General features: G+C 55.7%; 16 protein-coding genes, 2 tRNA genes and 1 other RNA gene. 9 read left to right on the forward strand and 10 right to left on the reverse strand.

Going from position 1 to position 20393, the window contains the following annotated elements; genetic code table 11:
- The first annotated feature begins 530 nt into the window (after positions 1-530).
- A complete protein-coding gene (gene hns / locus V1603_RS16535; RefSeq protein ID WP_008502781.1) occupies positions 531-944 on the forward strand; it encodes a histone-like nucleoid-structuring protein H-NS in 414 nt (137 codons plus the stop codon).
- A 198-nt stretch (positions 945-1142) separates the two neighbouring features.
- Here the strand turns inward: hns and galU are convergent, their stop codons facing one another.
- The 3 genes from galU to rssA all read right to left on the reverse strand — a co-directional run bounded on the left by galU (position 1143) and on the right by rssA (position 4259).
- Positions 1143-2051 (reverse strand): UTP--glucose-1-phosphate uridylyltransferase GalU, encoded by a 909-nt coding sequence (galU, locus tag V1603_RS16540; protein WP_028013435.1) that lies wholly within the window; start codon positions 2049-2051, stop codon positions 1143-1145.
- A gap of 200 nt (positions 2052-2251) precedes the next feature.
- Positions 2252-3265 carry a two-component system response regulator RssB gene (gene rssB / locus V1603_RS16545; RefSeq protein WP_116339408.1) on the reverse strand — a complete coding sequence of 338 codons (1014 nt, stop codon included), beginning with the start codon at positions 3263-3265 and terminating at the stop codon, positions 2252-2254.
- Between the two features lie 91 nt (positions 3266-3356).
- Positions 3357-4259 (reverse strand): patatin-like phospholipase RssA, encoded by a 903-nt coding sequence (rssA, locus tag V1603_RS16550; RefSeq protein ID WP_233003023.1) that lies wholly within the window; start codon positions 4257-4259, stop codon positions 3357-3359.
- A 112-nt stretch (positions 4260-4371) separates the two neighbouring features.
- On the opposite strand from rssA, the gene V1603_RS16555 reads away from it, so the two are divergent.
- From V1603_RS16555 to V1603_RS16575, 5 genes are all read left to right on the forward strand, one after another.
- Positions 4372-4830, forward strand: a complete 459-nt coding sequence (locus V1603_RS16555; protein ID WP_395312970.1) for a YchJ family protein — start codon at positions 4372-4374, stop codon at positions 4828-4830.
- A gap of 46 nt (positions 4831-4876) precedes the next feature.
- On the forward strand, positions 4877-5719 hold the full coding sequence (gene purU, locus V1603_RS16560) for a formyltetrahydrofolate deformylase (protein ID WP_003856715.1): 843 nt from the start codon (positions 4877-4879) through the stop codon (positions 5717-5719).
- A 157-nt stretch (positions 5720-5876) separates the two neighbouring features.
- Positions 5877-5961, forward strand: a tRNA-Tyr gene (locus tag V1603_RS16565).
- 35 nt (positions 5962-5996) lie between these two features.
- Positions 5997-6081 (forward strand) — tRNA-Tyr (locus V1603_RS16570).
- 45 nt (positions 6082-6126) lie between these two features.
- Positions 6127-6246: non-coding RNA, RtT sRNA (locus V1603_RS16575), on the forward strand.
- A gap of 94 nt (positions 6247-6340) precedes the next feature.
- On the opposite strand, the gene V1603_RS16580 is transcribed toward V1603_RS16575, so the two are convergent.
- A complete protein-coding gene (locus tag V1603_RS16580) occupies positions 6341-6784 on the reverse strand; it encodes an Lrp/AsnC family transcriptional regulator (protein WP_028013440.1) in 444 nt (147 codons plus the stop codon).
- 108 nt (positions 6785-6892) lie between these two features.
- Between V1603_RS16580 and V1603_RS16585 the strand changes: the two genes are divergently transcribed.
- Positions 6893-7789 carry a DMT family transporter gene (locus V1603_RS16585; protein ID WP_395313995.1) on the forward strand — a complete coding sequence of 299 codons (897 nt, stop codon included), beginning with the start codon at positions 6893-6895 and terminating at the stop codon, positions 7787-7789.
- On the opposite strand, the gene narI is transcribed toward V1603_RS16585, so the two are convergent.
- The 5 genes from narI to V1603_RS16610 form a co-directional block, all read right to left on the reverse strand.
- The gene (narI, locus tag V1603_RS16590; RefSeq protein ID WP_021240339.1) at positions 7786-8463 is read right to left on the reverse strand and encodes a respiratory nitrate reductase subunit gamma; all 678 of its coding nucleotides are present in this window, start codon (positions 8461-8463) and stop codon (positions 7786-7788) included. The two genes, V1603_RS16585 and narI, sit on opposite strands and share 4 nt — an antisense overlap.
- Positions 8463-9173, reverse strand: coding sequence for a nitrate reductase molybdenum cofactor assembly chaperone (narJ, locus tag V1603_RS16595; protein ID WP_395312971.1), 711 nt, complete (start codon positions 9171-9173; stop codon positions 8463-8465). Before narJ ends, narI begins: the two co-directional genes overlap by 1 nt.
- A complete protein-coding gene (gene narH / locus V1603_RS16600) occupies positions 9170-10705 on the reverse strand; it encodes a nitrate reductase subunit beta (RefSeq protein ID WP_151412510.1) in 1536 nt (511 codons plus the stop codon). The genes narJ and narH overlap by 4 nt, the downstream gene beginning before the upstream one ends.
- A complete protein-coding gene (locus V1603_RS16605; RefSeq protein ID WP_395312972.1) occupies positions 10702-14445 on the reverse strand; it encodes a nitrate reductase subunit alpha in 3744 nt (1247 codons plus the stop codon). The genes narH and V1603_RS16605 overlap by 4 nt, the downstream gene beginning before the upstream one ends.
- 380 nt (positions 14446-14825) lie before the next feature.
- The gene (locus V1603_RS16610) at positions 14826-16223 is read right to left on the reverse strand and encodes a NarK family nitrate/nitrite MFS transporter (RefSeq protein ID WP_395312973.1); all 1398 of its coding nucleotides are present in this window, start codon (positions 16221-16223) and stop codon (positions 14826-14828) included.
- Between the two features lie 309 nt (positions 16224-16532).
- Between V1603_RS16610 and narX the strand changes: the two genes are divergently transcribed.
- Both narX and narL read left to right on the forward strand, forming a co-directional pair.
- A complete protein-coding gene (narX, locus tag V1603_RS16615; RefSeq protein ID WP_395312974.1) occupies positions 16533-18329 on the forward strand; it encodes a nitrate/nitrite two-component system sensor histidine kinase NarX in 1797 nt (598 codons plus the stop codon).
- The gene (narL, locus tag V1603_RS16620; protein ID WP_003856701.1) at positions 18322-18972 is read left to right on the forward strand and encodes a two-component system response regulator NarL; all 651 of its coding nucleotides are present in this window, start codon (positions 18322-18324) and stop codon (positions 18970-18972) included. Before narX ends, narL begins: the two co-directional genes overlap by 8 nt.
- A 3-nt stretch (positions 18973-18975) precedes the next feature.
- On the opposite strand, the gene V1603_RS16625 is transcribed toward narL, so the two are convergent.
- Positions 18976-20382 carry a YchO/YchP family invasin gene (locus V1603_RS16625; RefSeq protein WP_395312975.1) on the reverse strand — a complete coding sequence of 469 codons (1407 nt, stop codon included), beginning with the start codon at positions 20380-20382 and terminating at the stop codon, positions 18976-18978.
- Between the last annotated feature and the right edge of the window lie 11 nt (positions 20383-20393).

The raw sequence follows: 20393 nt of genomic DNA on the forward strand, positions 1-20393 counted from the left end.
CAATGTGTAATATTCCCGATGATTCATTGTACCATATTTTGTCTGGTCATCAGCGACACGCCGCACAAACGATGCCGTGCTGAAAGGTGTAAAACACCTTCTTTTCGCAAAAATAATCCGTTAAAACAGAGAGTAATGGAGGTCATGCTGATGAATAGGTTATATGGTTAGCCAAACATAACACTTCTTTTTATAGTGGAATCCGCGTTCATTAAAATTCACTATTTATTAACTATTCCTGCCTTAGCGCCGTAGCCTGGAACTAATACAAAAGGCTGATATTTATCCGCCGAAACTATAATTCCTGCGGTAAATGTCACAAAAAAAAGATGCAAGCGGCGGGGTTAAGCAGGTTATCGTGATAACAAGCGAGACTGTCGAAGAGGAAATTTAAGTTAGCGTAATTAATAATAGCGGCTTTATTTAGTATTTTTTGAATTCCTTACATTCCTGGCTATTGCACATCTGAATTTATGGCTCTATTATTAGGTCAACAAACCACCCCCCATTATAAGTTTGAGATTACTACAATGAGCGAAGCACTTAAAATTCTGAACAACATCCGTACTCTTCGTGCGCAGGCAAGAGAATGTACCCTTGAAACGCTCGAAGAAATGCTGGAAAAATTAGAAGTTGTAGTTAATGAACGTCGCGAAGAAGAAAGCGCTGCTGCTGCTGAAATCGAAGAACGTACGCGTAAACTGCAGCAATATCGTGAAATGCTGATTGCTGATGGTATCGATCCAAATGAATTGCTGAACAGCATGGCTGCTGCAAAAACCGGTACCAAAGCAAAACGCGCTGCCCGTCCTGCTAAATATAGCTATGTTGATGAGAACGGCGAAACTAAAACCTGGACCGGCCAGGGCCGTACTCCTGCTGTAATCAAGAAAGCCATGGATGAGCAAGGTAAACAGCTGGATGACTTCCTGATCAAGGATTAATCACGCCGAATTCAGAAAAATCCCGCCTCTGGCGGGATTTTTTTTGCCCGCAATTTATCACAAACATCCTCTTACACTCCGTCATAAAGCGTTATTCGGCTATTTAGTTTTGCTTACAAACAGGCTCGTGATGGCGTTTTATGGGCATAAAAAAACCGGTGGGCAGCGCCACACCGGTTTCAGAGATTTACGCCCGGGTTATTTCTTAATACCCATACTCTCTTTGAGCCAGCCTTTAAATTCTTCACCCAGCGTATTATGGCGAATGCCATATTCAACGAACGCCTGCATATAACCGAGCTTATTACCGCAGTCATGGCTCTTACCTTTCATGTGGTAAGCCTCAACGGTCTCTTTCTCGATCAGCATATCAATGGCATCCGTCAGCTGGATTTCATCCCCTGCTCCTGGAGGCGTTTTCGCCAGCAGAGGCCAGATTTCAGCGCTCAGGACATAGCGACCCACCACCGCCAGATTAGACGGCGCTACGTCGGCTTTAGGCTTCTCTACGACACCAACCATTGGCACGCTTTCGCCTGGCTCAAGGTTCACACCCTTGCAGTCAACCACACCGTAAGCGGTCACATCTTCAACAGGCTCAACCATGATCTGGCTGCAGCCCGTTTCGTCGAAGCGATGGATCATCTCAGCCAGGTTATCCTGGGAAAGATCGGATTCGTATTCATCCAGAATAACGTCTGGCAGAATGACCGCGACAGGCTCATCACCCACAACCGGGTGTGCACACATAACCGCGTGGCCCAGACCTTTAGCCAGCCCCTGACGGACCTGCATGATGGTAACGTGCGGAGGGCAAATAGACTGAACTTCTTCTAACAGCTGACGCTTAACGCGTTTTTCCAGCATGGCTTCGAGTTCAAAACTTGTATCGAAGTGGTTTTCGATAGAGTTTTTAGATGAATGCGTAACCAGCACAATTTCAGTGATGCCGGCCGCGATACACTCATTAACGACATACTGGATTAATGGCTTATCAACCAGAGGCAGCATCTCTTTAGGAATCGCCTTAGTTGCTGGTAACATCCTGGTCCCCAATCCCGCTACCGGGATGACGGCCTTTCTGACTTTCGAATTTAGGGCAGCCATTCAAATTCTCCTGAGCTGTTCAAGTTTTGAACTTTTATGCAATAAATAACGCGTTGAGTATATCAGCCTCGCCCCGCAGTCCGGGTCTGAAAAGAACGCGTTGCCGATCAATTAGGACAAATACGCATGAATCTGGGCAGCGATAGTAGCACTCCCGAGAAAACACAGGTAAAGCAATCTTAAAATTAAGATCCAATTGCTTATTCCGTGGACAACATTAAGCGTAGCCTTCCCCCGGCACCCCAAATTTGGCACTGCCAGGAAGAACAGCGATGGCTAATTTGATTGAGATACGCCGTTCCCAGTGTTCCAAGCGGCACACCGTTACTCACCTGAATATGGTGCTCCCCGGTATTCAATGACGCGTTGAGACCTGCTGAAACGAGGATAAGATTCTTTAAACCGCTATGGTAATAACCAACCAGCAGCGGGAACTGTCCGGGTAAATTAGCCTGACGAAAAAGCTGGTTTACCTGTTTGAGTAAACTGCCTAACTCAGGGAGCCGTTGTCCCTGATGTGATAACTGTTCCTGCAATAATCCATTAAAGAGCGCACGAAGTAACAACGCAGCTAATACGCCATTATCCCCTGCCCGGGTTACGTCCAGAGAATAAAATGCGAGGTCGGAATCAGACAGAGGTGCAATATCCAGCACCAGCCCAGGCTGATCGGCCGCCACCAGCTGGCGATAATTTACGCGGCAGTGGGAAATAGTTTGCTGAACGGGAGGCTGAAGCTCTTGCAGCAATTTCGCCGCCGCTGGCGGATTACTCACCAGCGCGTCCCAGTCCTGAAAAAGGCGTTCCTCTTCCTCAACACGGGAATTAAACATATTCGGATAAAGGCACGCTAATACCGTTTCACGTAGCCGGCTCAGATCTTTGACGGGTTTAAGCAGAATATCCTGAACGCCAAGACGTAATGCTTTGGCAATATCCGCCATATTCTCAGTCGCGGAGATCACCAGAATGGGCATCTGGTCACCCTCGTTGCGCAGATGTTCAACCAGTTTCAGCCCATTCATTCGCGGCATCGCGATGTCGCAAATCATCAGATCGGGCGTCATACCGGTCATTTTTTCCAGCGCGTCGACACCATCTTCGGCCAGTAAAGTGTTTGCTCCCAGCGAGGATAACCACGAATCCAGTAGCGATCGGAAAACGGGCTCGTCTTCAACAATCAAAATGTGTTTTCCGGCCAATGGCTGCGTCATGGTTCCTCCCCTGGCTGACAGTTACTAAATAGTGGCATGCTATCGGCACTATCGCCTGTCAGATTTTGCTGAAGTAGTCAAAAAAAGGTGCTTAACGTGCTGTTCGCACAAACGGCAGCAACTCGTCTATTTTCTTTTCGACGGCTAGCGAGCCCGCTGCGATGGCGGCCTCAGCCCGATGGAAATCAAGGGTAGAGATTTGCGGACAGTAAGGCTGAATAAGAATATCCGGTGGATCGCCGGCCATACGGTTACGTTTGAGGCGATTTTCAAGAACCTGAATTGAGGTGGTCATGATTTCCATGGCTGTCGGCGCGGCAACCGATCGCCGTGCGGCCATACGCCCGATTCTTCCGCGCAGGCGCTCATGCCAGGCAAGCTTTTCGACTTCGGCACTTTCGCTCTGGAGATTGACCGGCATAAGGTCTTGCTGCATCAGATGAGCATCGTGCTGCAAATCCACGGCGATGACGATGTCGGCCCCCATGGCACGCGTCAGAGAGATGGGAACCGGGTTCACGACGCCACCATCGACAAGCCAGTAGCCGTTATGAGGCACGGGCGCCATAAGCCCTGGAATACTGCATGAAGCACGCACCGCAAGGTGAATATCCCCTTCGGTCAGCCAGAGTTCACGGCCTGTGCTGAGATTCGTCGCGACGGCGCCAAAAGGCAACCGGCAGTCAGTAAAATCTTCGAGAGGCATCACCCGGCGGAACTGGTTAAAGACGCGTTCACCGCGCAGCAGCCCACCGCGCTGCCAGGAGAGATCCATCAGACGCAGCACGTCCCAGTAACTGAAGGAGCGTACCCAGGTTTCGAGTTCAGGGAGTTTGCCGCACGCGTAAGCGGAGCCGACCAGCGATCCTATTGAACATCCTGCAACGATATCAACGTCAACACCCATTTTGTTTAAGGCATTAATCACGCCGATATGAGACCATCCGCGGGCTGCACCTGAGCCCAGCGCCAGTCCAATTTTAACCTTTCTCATTAGCCCTGTTTTACTTCCCCTGGATTCCTGACATAGCGTCAACGCAACTGCTCAGTTAACATAGTGCTACCCGAAGCGTTTTACGCCCTTATTTTTTTCCAGGAAGAGAATCGTGTCTCAACTCTGCCCTTGTGGTAGCGCTCTGGAGTATAGCCTATGTTGCCAGCGATATCTTTCTGGCAATCAGGTTGCACCGGACCCGTCACACCTCATGCGTTCACGGTATACTGCTTTTGTGATCAAAGACGCAGACTACCTGATAAAAACCTGGCACCCGTCCTGCCACGCCGCCGATTTCCGACCGGAGATCGAAACCGGGTTCGCCAACACCCACTGGCTTGGGCTTACCGTGTTTGAATCGTCACCAGGCAGCCACGACGACGAAGGCTTTGTCAGCTTTGTAGCCCGTTTTACCGAGAACGCCAGGCCTGGCGCCATTATCGAGCGTTCCCGGTTCTTAAAGGAAAGCGGGCAATGGTATTATATTGACGGTACGCGCCCACAGTTTGGTCGTAACGATCCCTGCCCTTGTGGTTCAGGAAAAAAATTCAAAAAGTGTTGCGGGCAGTAACGCCTGACAACCCAGACTTCGCAAATACAAACAGGATTTCCCGGCGATGCAATCATTACAACGTAAAGTTCTGCGCACTATCTGTCCCGATCAAAAAGGGCTGATCGCACGAATTACCAACATTTGCTACAAGCATGAACTGAATATCGTGCAGAACAACGAGTTCGTTGACCACCGTACCGGTCGCTTCTTCATGCGCACCGAGCTGGAAGGCATTTTCAACGACACCACCCTGCTGGCCGATCTGGACAGCGCGCTGCCGGAAGGTTCCGTGCGTGAGCTGAATCCAGCGGGCCGTCGTCGCATTGTGATTCTGGTGACAAAAGAGGCTCACTGCCTGGGCGATCTATTGATGAAGGCCAATTACGGTGGTCTGGACGTGGAAATCGCCGCTGTTATCGGTAACCACGAAACCCTGCGCACGCTGGTTGAGCGTTTTGATATTCCGTTTGAGCTGGTGAGCCATGAAGGCCATACCCGTGAAGAACACGACAACCTGATGGCTGCTGCCATTGAAGCGCATAACCCAGACTACGTGGTGCTGGCGAAATATATGCGCGTGCTGACGCCTTCCTTCGTGGCGCGTTTCCCGAACAAGATTATCAACATCCACCACTCGTTCCTCCCGGCCTTCATTGGCGCCCGCCCATACCATCAGGCGTACGAGCGAGGCGTGAAGATCATCGGCGCCACCGCGCACTACGTGAATGACAACCTGGACGAAGGCCCAATCATCATGCAGGACGTGATTCACGTGGATCACACCTATACCGCGGAAGATATGATGCGTGCCGGACGTGACGTTGAGAAGAACGTGTTGAGTCGTGCCCTGTATCAGGTGCTGGCGCAGCGTGTCTTTGTCTACGGTAACAGAACCATCATTCTTTAATCTTTCGGAAAATGAATTGATTAGCTTTGCGCCTTTACGGATAAAAAGCAGGCAAACAACTTCATTTCCCTAAAGGAATGCTTTACAGGGGCGTCTCATTTGATATGATGCGCCCCGCTTCCAGCAGGAAGCAGGCCAGTTAAAAGCATTACCCCGTGGTGGGGTTCCCGAGCGGCCAAAGGGAGCAGACTGTAAATCTGCCGTCATCGACTTCGAAGGTTCGAATCCTTCCCCCACCACCATCTCTCAGCACGACCTCAAAATTTGAATTACCCCTGGTGGGGTTCCCGAGCGGCCAAAGGGAGCAGACTGTAAATCTGCCGTCATCGACTTCGAAGGTTCGAATCCTTCCCCCACCACCATCACTTCCAAATGACCTTAAATTTTCTATTCGCACTGCGCATCATGTATTCCCATAACGGGGAAGGATGAGAAGCTTCGATTCGAGCGTAGCGAGAAAGCCTTGCCGCAGGCAACGACCCGAAGGGCGAGGCGCAACGCGCCGAGTAATCCTTCCCCCACCACCATCGCTTTCAATAAAATCCAAACGTCATAACAAAACCGAAACGAATCAACCTTCGCAGGCCGGGTAAGGCGCAGCCGCCACCCGGCAACAGAAATCTACATCGGCGGCAACCGGCGCTTGACCGGCGAACTCTTCACAATCGACGTATTACACTGGGCATGCTCCGCCAGCCCGTCCAGCAGCGCATCCAGTTGCTCTATCGATCGCACCACCAGCCTAATCACAAAGCAGTCTTCCCCGGTCACCTTGTCGCTCTCAATACACTCCGGCATCGCCTGAATGTATTTATCCACCTTATGCAACAGCCCCGGCAGAGGCCGCACGCGCACCAGCGCCTGCAGCGTATACCCCAGCGCGGCCAGATTCACCCGCGCACCATATCCCTGAATCACGCCCCGCTCTTCCAGCCGCTTCAGACGCTCTGCCGTGCTGGGTGAGGTCAGACCGATGCGGCCACTGAGCACCTTCAAAGACATCCGCGCATCTTCAACCAGGCAGGATAAAATTTGCCGGTCGATATCATCAATAAGGTATTCCACTCGTTTCACCTAATTTTAAAAAGCAGTTAACACTTTCAACCTTATATCACCCCTGTAAAACCCGACAGCATTTTTCGACAATAGCGTCATTCAATCAGGAGGTGGATGATGCGCGATTTCCATAAAGGCGTCTGGCAAATGAGCCTGGCGATGTTAATTTCCGGCTCTATCGGGGCGTTTGTTTTGCTCAGCGGTCTGCCGGTAACGGAAGTGGTGTTCTGGCGCTGCCTTATTGGGGCAATGGCGCTTTTTATTTTTATCCGGGTAAGTCAAAAGCCCTTTAGTCCCCTTACCCGCACCACGCTGCTGCTGGCGATTCTCGGCGGTGTGGCTTTAGTAGTGAACTGGCTGCTGCTCTTCGCAGCCTATGAACGCATCTCTATTGGCCTCTCTACCGTGGTCTATAACACACAGCCGTTTATGCTGGTCCTGATGGGGATGTTTTTAGGCGAGCGCGTCAGCCTGGTGAAATGGGGCTGGTTGTTCCTCGCCTTTGGCGGTGTGGTAATACTGCTCTCCAGCGAACTGACCGGTGCCCACGGCACTGAATGGCTCACCGGTATCGGTCTGGCCATGGCCGCGGCCTTCTTCTACGCGCTGACGGCAATCATTGCGCGCAAACTGAAAACCATCGCACCGCAGCATATTGCTTTTATTCAGGTGCTGACGGGCGTCGTGATGCTTCTGCCGTTTGCCAGCCTGCCGACTTTTTCCGGTGATTTCCCCTGGCCGATCCTGCTTACGCTCGGCATCGTCCATACCGGCATAATGTACCAGCTGCTGTATAGCGCGATTCAGAAGCTGCCTACCCCCATAACCGGTTCCCTGTCGTTTATCTATCCGGTGGTGGCGATTGTTGTCGATAATCTGGTGTTCGGACACTCGCTGAACCTGACGCAGCTGGCGGGCGGCGCGTTGATCCTGTTTGCTGCGGCGGGCAACAACCTGGGCTGGGGCGAAAAAAAACCCCGCGAATGCGGGGTGAGTATCAAAACGCTGAATTAGCGGCGGGCACGCACAATCTGGTATTTGCGCGTCAGGTACTCCACCGGCGCGCTCCAGATGTGCACCAGGCGGGAGAACGGGAACAGCACAAACAGCGTCATCCCCAGCACCAGGTGAACGCGGAAGATAAACGCCACGCCGTCCAGGTGCTCAGACGCTCCGCCGTGGAAGGTCACCACGGACTGCGCCCAGCCCACCAGCTTCATCATCTCGCTGCCGTCCATATGCTGCGCCGAGAACGGAATGGTCAGCAGGCCCAGCGCGCACTGCACCATCAGCAGGGAGAGGATCAGGATGTCCGCTGCGGTAGTGGTCGCACGCACGCGCGGGCTGAACAGACGACGCTTCAGCAGCAGCAGGCCACCTACCAGGGTCATCACGCCGCAGGCACCGCCGGCGATCATCGCCATCTTCTGCTTCACCTCAATTGGCAGCCACGCTTCGTACATCCAGTGCGGCGTAAGCATCCCCAGGAAGTGACCGGCAAAAATCCCCAGGATCCCGATGTGGAACAGGTTAGACGCGACGTGCATCCCCTTACGATCCAGCATCTGGCTGGAGGCAGCACGCCAGGTGTACTGGCCGTAGTCATAGCGCAGCCAGCTTCCCACCAGGAACACGGTGCCCGCGATATACGGGTAAATGTCAAAGAAGAACATATTCAGGAAGTGCATTAGTGCCGTCCTCCGTTAGAGATATTCAAATATTGCGGGGCAACCGCGCCGGCAAAACGACGCTGGTGAGTCGAGATTTCAGACTCCCCGCAGTTCTGGTCAGCAAAGAATTTCACCTGCTCTTCTTCCCAGACCGCATCCAGCGCCTGCGGGGTATCGTCGCGGGCTTCATCCGCGATTTTCTCCGCCACTTTTTCACTGTCTACAGAGGCGTTAGCCAGCTTCACCAGCAGGTCGAACAGTACCGCATAGCGGCTCTCGCGCTGCTGAAGACGCGCGCCGAGCAGCGCCAGAATCGGCGCGATGTCCTGCAGACCGCCCAGCGCCTCTTCTTTCGGCAGCTGTGCCAGATACTCAAGGTACAGCGGCAAGTGATCCGGCAGCTCGCGGCTGTCGAGCTGCAGGCCGTGCTGCTCGTACTGGGCCATCAGGTCAACCATCGCCTGACCGCGGTCGCGGGATTCCCCGTGAACATGTTCAAACAGCAGCAGCGACGTCGCGCGCCCGCGGTCAAACAGCTGGCTATAGTCCGCCTGGGCATCCAGAAGATCGCGCGCCAGCAGATCGCGGAGGAAAACGCCAAGCCGCTGGGCGTCCTCTTTGTCCAGGTTTTCAGATGACGCGAGTGCATCAAAGAGTTCCTGCTGATGCTGCGCAAGCGCAGCATCCGGGTACTCGAGCAGACGCGAAACAATGACGAGTTCAATCATTGGTGCGGCTCCGTTTTGCTGGTCACATCCATAGCGTCGATGCGGCGGCTGTTGAACAGGTTGAATTTGCTGTCAGACCCGTGGCAACCGTCACCGAAGGTAAAGCCGCAGCCATTTTTCTCCGGGAAGGCCTCTCGGGCCAGCTCGCGGTGGCTGCTCGGCACCACGAAACGGTCTTCGTAGTTGGCAATTGCGAGGTAGCGGTACATCTCCTGCGCCTGCGCTTCAGTCAGGCCCACCTCTTCCAGCGCGCGAGTATCGTTAACGCCGTCAACGGTTTCCGCACGTTTGAAGTGACGCATCGCCAGCATACGTTTCAGCGCCAGCAGTACCGGCTGGGTATCCCCTGCTGTCAGCAGGTTAGCCAGGTACTGAACCGGGATACGCAGGCTTTCCACGTCCGGCAGAATGCCGTTGCTGCCCAGTTCGCCCGCGTCAGCGGCAGACTGAATCGGTGACAGCGGCGGCACGTACCAGACCATCGGCAGGGTGCGGTATTCCGGGTGCAGCGGCAGGGCCAGCTTCCAGTCCATCGCCATTTTGTACACCGGAGACTGCTGCGCCGCGTCGATGACGCTCTGCGGAATGCCGTCTTTCAGCGCCTGCTCAATCACCTTCGGATCGTTCGGATCGAGGAACACGTCCAGCTGACGCTGGTACAGATCTTTCTCGTTCTCGGTGCTCGCGGCATTTTCAATCGCGTCCGCGTCGTACAGCAGCACGCCGAGGTAGCGAATACGGCCCACGCAGCTCTCAGAGCAAACGGTCGGCATACCGGCTTCGATACGCGGGTAGCAGAAGATGCACTTCTCTGATTTACCACTCTTCCAGTTGAAGTAGATTTTTTTGTACGGGCAGCCGGTGATGCACATGCGCCAGCCGCGGCACTTGTCCTGGTCGATCAGCACGATGCCGTCTTCTTCACGCTTGTAGATGGCGCCGCTTGGGCAGGTCGCCACGCACGCCGGGTTGAGGCAGTGCTCGCACAGGCGCGGCAGGTACATCATGAAGGTATTTTCGAACTGGCCGTACATCGCCTTCTGCATGTTCTCGAAGTTCTGGTCTTTGGCGCGTTTTTCGAACTCGCCGCCCAGAATTTCTTCCCAGTTTGGACCGCTGGTAATTTTGTCCATGCGCTTCCCGGTGATCAGCGAACGGGGACGGGCGATCGGCTGGTGTTTGCTTTCCGGCGCGTTGTGCAGGTTCTGGTAGTCGTAATCAAACGGCTCGTAGTAATCCTCGATGCCCGGCAGGTGCGGGTTAGCGAAGATTTTACCCAGCAGCATCGCGCGGTTACCCATGCGCGGCTGCAGCTTGCCGTTGATTTTACGGATCCAGCCGCCCTTCCACTTCTCCTGGTTTTCCCAGTCGGTCGGGAAGCCGGTGCCCGGCTTGCTTTCCACGTTGTTGAACCAGGCGTACTCCATACCTTCGCGGCTGGTCCAGACGTTTTTACAGGTGACCGAGCAGGTATGACAGCCGATGCATTTATCCAGATTCAGCACCATGCCGACTTGTGAACGAATTTTCATTTTACGCTCTCCTGTACCTGGTCATTACCTTCGCCGTCTAACCAGTTAATATTCTTCATCTTACGTACCACCACGAACTCATCGCGGTTCGATCCTACGGTGCCGTAGTAGTTAAAGCCGTAGGCCAGCTGCGCATAGCCACCGATCATGTGGGTCGGCTTTGGCGTAATACGCGTCACGGAGTTGTGAATACCGCCGCGCTGCTCGGTGATCTCGGACCCCGGCAGGTTAACGATACGCTCCTGCGCGTGGTACATCATGGTCATCCCGGCCGGTACGCGCTGGCTCACCACCGCACGCGCCGTCAGGGCACCGTTGCTGTTGAACACTTCGATCCAGTCGTTATCTTCGATACCCAGATCTTTGGCGTCCGTTTCGCTCATCCAGACAATCGGACCGCCGCGAGAAAGGGTCAGCATCAGCAGGTTGTCGCTGTAGGTGGAGTGGATACCCCACTTCTGGTGCGGCGTCAGGAAGTTCAGCGCTTTCTCCGGGTTACCGTTGGATTTCGCGCCCATCACCGCTTTCACGGAGCGGGTGTCGATTGGCGGACGATACACCAGCAGGCTTTCGCCGAAGTCGCGCATCCACTGGTGATCCTGATACAGCGACTGACGGCCGGACAGGGTGCGCCACGGGATAAGCTCGTGAACGTTGGTGTAGCCCGCGTTATAGGACACATGCTCATCTTCCAGACCTGACCAGGTCGGGCTGGAGATAATCTTGCGCGGCTGCGCCTGAATATCGCGGAAGCGGATTTTCTCTTCCTCTCTATTCGTCGCCAGATGCGTATGGTCGCGGCCGGTGAACTCGCTCAGTGCCGCCCAGGCTTTCACCGCCACGTGGCCGTTGGTTTCCGGGGCCAGGGTCAGGATCATCTCTGCCGCATCAATCGCCGTGTTCAGCATTGGCTGGCCTTTCGCCGGGCCGTCCGCTTTGGTGTAATTGAGCTTGCGCAGCAGGTCCATTTCGCTCTGGGTGTTCCAGGCGATCCCTTTCCCGCCGTTGCCGATTTTCTCCATCAGCGGGCCGATAGAGGTAAAGCGCTCATAGGTCGCCGGGTAGTCGCGTTCAACCGGAATAATGTGCGGCGCGGTCACGCCCGGGATCAGGTCGCACTCGCCTTTTTTCCAGTCCTTCACGTCCAGCGGCTGCGCCAGCTCGGCGGCGGAGTCGTGCTGGATTGGCAGCGTCACCACGTCGGTCTCTTTGCCCAGGTGCCCCACGCAGACTTCGGAGAATTTCTTCGCGATGTCTTTGTAGATATCCCAGTCGCTTTTCGATTCCCACGCCGGGTCAACGGCCGCAGACAGCGGATGAATAAACGGATGCATATCCGAGGTATTCATATCGTCTTTTTCGTACCAGGTCGCAGTTGGCAGCACAATGTCGGAGTACAGGCAGGTGCTGGACAGACGGAAGTCGAGGGTCACCACCAGATCCAGCTTGCCGTCCAGACCGTTATCTTTCCACTCCACCTCTTCCGGCTTCACGCCGCCCTGCTTGCCGAGATCTTTCCCCTGAATACCGTTTTCGGTACCGAGCAGGTATTTCAGCATGTACTCGTGGCCTTTACCGGACGAGCCCAGCAGGTTGGAGCGCCAGATGAACAGGTTACGCGGATGGTTTTTACCGTTTTCAGGCTGTTCTGCCGCGAAGCGGATTGAGCCATCCTTCAATGATTTCACGGTGTAGTCCACCGGCGACATCCCCGCCTGCTTCGCCTCTTGTGCAATGCGCAGCGGGTTAGTGCCCAGCTGCGGCGCAGAAGGCAGCCAGCCCATACGCTCAGCGCGCACGTTGAAGTCAATCAGGTGGCCGCTGTAGCGGGATTTATCCGCCATCGGCGACAGCAGTTCCTGCGCGGTGACCGTTTCGTAGCGCCACTGGCTGGAGTGGTTATAGAAGTAGGAGGTGCTGTTCATGTGGCGTGCCGGACGCTGCCAGTCGAGGGCAAACGCCAGCGGCTGCCAGCCGGTCTGCGGACGCAGTTTTTCCTGGCCCACGTAGTGCGCCCAGCCGCCGCCGCTCTGACCAACGCAGCCGCAGAAGATCAGCATGTTGATCAGACCGCGATAGTTCATATCGAGGTGATACCAGTGGTTCAGACCGGCGCCGACGATGATCATAGAGCGACCGTGGGTCTTGTCGGCGTTTTCCGCAAACTCGCGGGCAATACGAACGATCTGCGCGCGCGGTACGCCGGTGATCTGCTCCGCCCAGGCCGGGGTGTACGCCTTCACGTCGTCATAGCCGGTTGCGCAGTTTTCATCGTTCAGACCGCGCTCCAGGCCGTAGTTCGCCATGGTCAGGTCATAAACGGTGGTGACGAGTGCAGTTGAGCCGTCGGCCAGCTGCAGGCGCTTAACCGGCAGCTTGTGCATCAGAACGTTTTTCAGTTCGACCTTGTTAAAGTGCTCGGAACCTTCACCGCCAAAGTACGGGAAGCCGACCTCGGCAATCTCGTCCTGGCTGCCCAGCATGCTCAGACGCAGCTCCGTCTCTTCGCCGGTGGTGCCGTTGCGTTGCTCAAGATTCCACTTGCCCTTCTCTCCCCAGCGGAAGCCAATAGAGCCGTTTGGCACTACCAGCTCGCCGTTGCTGTTGTACGCAACGGTTTTCCACTCAGGGTTGTTTTCCTGGCCCAGCGAATCCACCAGATCGGCAGCGCGCAGCGTGCGGCCCGCGGCATAGTAGCCCTCACGCTCTTCCAGCATCACCAGCATCGGCATGTCGGTGTAGCGACGCACGTAGTCGGTAAAGTACTGGCTTGGCTTGTCGAGATGGAATTCACGCAGCATGACGTGGCCCATCGCCATCGCCATCGCGGCGTCGGTACCCTGTTTCGGCGCCAGCCACAGGTCGCACAGCTTGGCGATTTCGGCGTAGTCCGGGGTGACCGCAACGGTTTTGGTCCCTTTGTAACGAACTTCGGTAAAGAAGTGCGCGTCCGGGGTACGGGTCTGCGGTACGTTAGAGCCCCAGGCAATGATGTAGCTTGAGTTGTACCAGTCCGCGGATTCCGGCACATCGGTCTGCTCGCCCCAGGTTTGCGGAGACGCAGGCGGCAGGTCACAGTACCAGTCGTAGAAGCTCAGGCAGGTACCGCCGATAAGTGACAGATAGCGAGCCCCGGAGGCGTAAGAGACCATCGACATCGCCGGGATTGGCGAGAAGCCCGCCACGCGGTCAGGACCGTAGGTTTTGACGGTGTAGACGTTGGAGGCGGCAATCAGCTCGTTCACCTCTTTCCAGGAAGAGCGAACGAAGCCACCGCGACCGCGAGCCTGCTTGAAGCTTTTCGCTTTGTCGGCGTCCTCAATGATGGACGCCCAGGCATCCACCGGATCGCTGTGCTGCACTTTCGCTTCACGCCACATTTTCATCAGGCGCTTACGCATCAGAGGGTATTTCAGACGGTTAGCGCTGTAGAGATACCAGGAGTAGCTGGCGCCACGCGGGCAGCCGCGCGGTTCGTGGTTTGGCATATCCGGGCGGGTGCGCGGATAGTCGGTCTGCTGCATTTCCCAGGTCACCAGACCGTTTTTAACGAAAATCTTCCAGCTACATGAGCCAGTGCAGTTTACGCCGTGGGTAGAACGGACGACTTTGTCATGCTGCCAGCGCTGGCGGTAACCGTCTTCCCAGTCCCGGTTGGTATCCAGAACCTGGCCGTGCCCATCGGCAAACGTTTCACCCTTCTGTTTGAAGTAGCGAAACCGGTCCAAAAATTTGCTCATCGGGTATCTCCTGTATGGAGCCTGTGGCTCTCTAAATCGACATTGCTGATTTGCAGCGAAGGTAACGCCCTGAAAGAGGAGGAGAATTGATAACGATCAAGACGAAGAGGGACTTTAAAAGGAGGGGTTAGACTAAATACCACCAAAGCGGTATATTTTTAAAATAAATAACTAAATGATTTATAAAGACATTTTTCATTCATCGTACAATAACCCGGGCAAAATTTAACATCTCAGGTATTAAGGGGTAGACCAGCCTGCAACGCGATGGCGATCACAATGTTACCCGCAGGCGGCTGCTGTAAAAGCTTTCAGTATGTTGTAACTATTATTCGACCAAAAAAACGCGGCCCGAAGGCCGCGCAAACGGATAATCACACTTACTTATTTTTCTTGGTATTCCGGCCATATACCAGCCACGTAATCACAACGCAGGCGATATAGAAGACGAGGAAGACTTTCATGGCGCCTGCCGGAGAGCCGGTCAGGTCCAGCGAGATACCGAACGCTTTCGGGATAAAGAAGCCGCCAATGGCGCCAATCGCAGAGATAAAGCCCAGCGCCGCAGCCGTATCTGTCGCCGCTTCACGCATGGCCTGCTCTTCGCTTCCACCCTGCGCTTTCACGCGATCCATCGTCAGCTTGCGGAAGATCACGGAGATCATCTGGAAGGTGGAAGCACTCCCCAGTCCGGCGGTCAGGAACAGCACCATAAACACGGCGAAGAAGGCGATGAAGCTACCGCCCTGCCCGTCAGCAGGCAGCGTCAGGAACAGCAGCGCGCAGAAGACCGCCATCACAATAAAGTTCACCAGCGTCACGCGGGTACCGCCCAGACGGTCAGAGATCATACCGCCCAGCGAGCGCGCCAGTGCGCCAATGAACGGGCCGAAGAAAGCGAACTGCAGGATCTGCACGTCCGGGAACTGGGTTTTCGACAGCATCGCAAAGCCCGCTGAGAAGCCGATAAACGAACCGAAGGTAGCCAGATACAGCAGCGCCATCACCCAGAGGTGTCCACGCTTCAGCACCGGCAGCTGCTCGCTCAAAGAGGCCTTTGACGCGCTCAGATCGTTCATAAAGAACCAGGCTGCCAGGGTGAAGACCACCAGGAACGGGACCCAAATCCAGGCCGCGTTCTGCAGGTAGAGGGAAGAACCGTCCGCCTGCTCCACGCCACCGCCGCCGAAGGCGGCAAAAATAGAAACAGAGATCGCCAGCGGCGCAATCAGCTGCATCACGCTCACGCCCATGTTGCCCAGACCGCCGTTAATGCCCAGCGCGCCGCCCTGCTTCGCTTTCGGGAAGAAGAAGCTGATGTTCGCCATGCTGGAGGCAAAGTTAGCCCCCGCAAAACCGCACAGCAGGGAGATAATCACGAACACGCTGAACGGGGTGGAGATATCCTGCACCGCGAAGCCAAGCCACACGCAAGGGACGATCATGATGCCCGTACTGAACGCCGTCCAGCGGCGGCCGCCGAAGACCGGCACCATAAACGCGTATGGAACACGCAGCAGCGCGCCAGACAGCGACGGCAATGCGGTCAACATAAACAGCTGATCGGTCGTAAACGTAAACCCAACTTTCGGCAGGTTTACCGCGACCGCGCTAAACAACATCCATACGCAAAACGCTAAAAGCAGACACGGAACGGAAATCCACAGATTCCGGCTTGCTACACGATGGCCGCGCTGTTGCCAGAACGCCGGATCCTCTGGACGCCAGTCTGTAATAACGGCACCATTTTCCCTTTCGGGAGCGGATGAGTGACTCATAGACACCTCTGATTCTCGAATGATGCTGCAAACATTAGGGTTTTAGGGCGGCGGTAAGTTGATATAAATCAAAGGAAAAGTTCGGGGATTTGCGGCGCAAAAAAAGGGCTTATCCTTAGTGAGTAGAATAATTCGGTAAAAAAGACGTGGTTTTTCACTGTACTGACGGTTCCTTGCTACCACCGCTTCTTCGCCTATACTCCGTTGGCAATTTAGGGGTAATCCTTTATTGGTATGGGTATACTCCAGGGTATGCACCAGAATAACGCCATTCCTGCAAGCAGGCCACGTCAGGAGCCCGGCAACTCTATGTTAAAAAGATGTTTATCACCGCTGACTCTCGTGAATCAGCTAGCCCTGATTGTTTTGCTGTCTACCGCCCTTGGCGTGACCGGCATGGCGATTTCCGGCTGGCTGGTACAGGGAGTACAGGGTAATGCACATGCCATCAACGAGGCAGGCTCGCTACGCATGCAGAGTTATCGTCTGCTGGCGTCGGTTCCTCTGACGCAGGGCGATCGGCCCTTGATTGATGAAATGGAGCGCACGGCCTTCAGCCCTGAACTGGAAAACGCTGCCATCCGCGCCGGCCAGCAATCCCAGCTTAAAGCCCTGCAGGGCTACTGGCACACCCAGCTGGAACCCGGCCTGAAACAGGCGCGCAGCGCCGAAACCGTTGCTCAGGACGTAGCGGGTTTCGTATCCCGCATTGACGCGCTGGTCTCCTCTTTCGACCAAACCACCGAATTACGCATCGATCGGGTGGTGATGGTACACCGTGCCATGGCGCTGTTTATGGGCCTGCTGCTGATCTTCACCATTATCTGGCTCCGGGCGCGGCTGCTGAATCCGTGGAAACAGCTGCTGGCGATGGCGCGCGCCGTGACGAACAGAGATTTTACCCAGCGTACGCACATCAACGGTCGCAACGAGATGGCCATGCTCGGCCAGGCACTGAACACCATGTCGGCGGAGCTCTCTGAAAGCTATGCGGTGCTGGAGCAGCGCGTGCAGGAAAAAACGGCCGGGCTGGAGCAGAAAAACGAAATCCTCTCCTTCCTTTGGCAGGCCAACCGTCGGCTGCACATGCAGGTGCCGCTATGTGAACGCCTTTCGCCGGTGCTGAACGGCTTGCAAAATCTGACCCTGCTGCATGACCTGGAGCTGCGGGTTTACGATGTGGAAGATGAAGATAATCATCAGGAGTTTACCTGTCAGTCCGACATGTCCTGCGATGATAAAGGCTGTCACCTGTGCCCGCGCGGCCTGCCGCTGCAGACTACTGGCGGCACTACCCTGAAGTGGCGGCTGACGGACAGCCATACCCAGTACGGTATTCTGCTGGCAACGCTGCCAGCCGGGCGTCATCTGAGCCACGACCAGCAGCAGCTGGTTGATACGTTGGTTGAACAGCTAACGGCCACGCTGGCGCTTGACCGACATCAGGAAAAGCAGCAGCAGCTGATCGTCATGGAAGAGCGCGCGACCATTGCCCGCGAGCTCCACGATTCTATCGCCCAGTCGCTCTCCTGTATGAAAATGCAGGTGAGCTGCCTGCAGATGCAGGACGCGGAGATGCCGGAAAGCAATAAACAGCTGCTGAGCCAGATCCGCAACGAGCTGAACACCTCCTGGGTACAGCTGCGCGAGCTGCTGACCACCTTCCGCCTGCAGCTGACCGAGCCGGGCCTGCGCCCGGCGCTGGAATCCAGCTGTCAGGAATTTAGCGCCCGGCTGGGCTTCCCGGTGAAGCTGGATTACCAGCTCCCCCCGCGGTTTGTCCCTTCCCATCAGGCGATTCATCTGCTGCAGATCGCCCGCGAAGCGCTGAGCAACGTGCTTAAACACGCTGAAGCGACGGCGGTTACGGTCACCGTCAGCCAGCACGCTAACCAGGTCAGGTTGACGGTTTACGACAACGGCCGCGGCGTGCCGGAAAACGCCGAACGCACTAACCACTACGGTTTAATCATTATGCGAGACCGCGCCCAAAGCCTGCGCGGTGATTGCCAGGTTCGCCGGAGAGAGACGGGGGGCACGGAAGTCGTGGTCACCTTCATTCCCGAAAAACCGCTTACAACTGCTCAAGGAGAAACCCATGACTAATCAGGAACCGGCATCCATCCTGTTGATTGACGACCATCCGATGCTGCGTACTGGCGTAAAACAGCTGGTCAGCATGGCACCCGATATTACCGTGGTTGGCGAAGCCAGTAACGGTGAACAGGGCATTGAGCTTGCCGAATCCCTCGATCCCGATCTGATCCTGCTCGATCTCAATATGCCCGGCATGAACGGTCTGGAAACGCTCGACAAGCTGCGCGAGAAATCCCTTTCCGGTCGCGTGGTGGTCTTTAGCGTCTCCAACCACGAAGAGGATGTGGTCACGGCGCTGAAGCGCGGCGCGGATGGCTATCTGCTGAAGGATATGGAGCCGGAAGACCTGCTGAAGGCGCTGCAACAGGCGGCCGCAGGCGAGATGGTGCTGAGCGAGGCCCTGACGCCGGTGCTGGCCGCCAGCCTGCGGGCGAACCGCGCCACGTCTGACCGTGACGTCAGCCAGTTAACGCCGCGCGAACGCGATATTCTTAAACTGATCGCTCAGGGCCTGCCGAACAAAATGATCGCCCGCCGTCTGGATATCACCGAAAGCACGGTCAAAGTGCACGTGAAGCATATGCTGAAGAAAATGAAGCTAAAATCCCGCGTTGAAGCCGCGGTGTGGGTCCATCAGGAACGCATTTTTTAAGCATTACTCATCCGGCAGCAGCTTCCAGCGCGGGTCGTCGTCAGGTAATACAGCCAGCGGCTGCACCACAGCAAGCGTGATCTCATTGGACGAGACGCGCTGGCCCTTCTCATCTTCCACCACCGCCGAAAGATGCCAGCGGTTTGTCGCCCCCTCGCCGTCATTCCAGGCCGGCATAATCACGCTCCAGCCGTCGGTGCTGTTACTTTTCCCCGGGGACGTCAGGCTTAAGGCCTGGGTATCACCCTGCCAGTGGATCTGGCGGATGCCGTGGGTGCTGCGCACCTGTAGCTTCAGCATAACGGTTTCGCCCCCCTTCAGGTCCCACGGCGGGGTTGCCAGCCAGACGGAGAGCGTTTTTCGCTGGCGGAACTCCATCACCGGCAGGCTGTTACGCTCCGGCGAGTCATAGCGGCTTCCGCGCAGGGATCGCGTGGCCGCAACCTCTCCGGCGGAGAGTTGCTTAACCAGCGGCACGCCGAAGCGATAGTTGAGCTTCAGCCCGAGGTTATTCTGGCTCTCTCCGCTTTCGCCCTGCTTATGCGCGGCGGTCAGTGTCACCAGCGGCACGGGGGTATAGTTAAGCCCGAGATTGACCGCTACCGGGTTGTGATAGCCAGTTCCGCTGTTGAAGAGGTCGACATTGTCGCCAAAATACTGCTCGACGCTGACGCTGGTGTTCAGGTGATGAAACCACGGCAGCCAGGCTTTGGCGGTAACGTCATATCCCCGCGCCATGCGCTGCTCCTGGACGTCAGAGCTGTCGCGCCAGCTGGCAAAAGGCTGATAGTAGTTAGCCGACAGCCGCAGATTTTCTCCCCACACCTCCGCACCCAGCCCGGCACGCTGCAGGTTCTCATCCAGCAGGTTGTCGTAAAAGGTGTTGTAGCCCAGCAGCCATTTCCCGGCCACCCAGCGCTGGCCGATTCCGGCGTTACTGACCAGGCCATCCGTCTGCTGCGTCAGGCCGAGCTGGCTCCAGCTCAGATAACGGTTGTTATCGTTCCAGGGGATAAACCAGCTCCCGCTACTGCCGTTGAATTTGCCCTCATTATCCACGAGCAAATTGACGCTGGCATTCCCCCACGGTGACAGCCAGGATTCAATCTGCTGGTTCACCTCGCCGCTCACCGCGTCGCGCACCTGACCAAAGGCAAACTGCCGCGCCTGCTCGCCCGTTGTCAGGCCGTTGTCGGTCATACTGGCTTCACCAAAGGCTTTCGCCATTTCGGCCAGATGCTTTTCCCCTTCCCCGGTTGGGGCCGCCATGCCGAGATCGGGCAGACTGTCCCCGTTGTTATCAAAGGGATTTTGTGCCTGCTGGATAAAGGAATTCGGAGCACCATGAACGGCTCCGGCAGTAACAAGGGAGAGTAAAACAAGCGTTCGGAAAGGGGGAGAAACAGTCATCAATGTCGTAA

Source organism: Enterobacter sp. ECC-219 (assembly GCF_043966805.1).
Taxonomy (GTDB): domain Bacteria; phylum Pseudomonadota; class Gammaproteobacteria; order Enterobacterales; family Enterobacteriaceae; genus Enterobacter; species Enterobacter cloacae_N.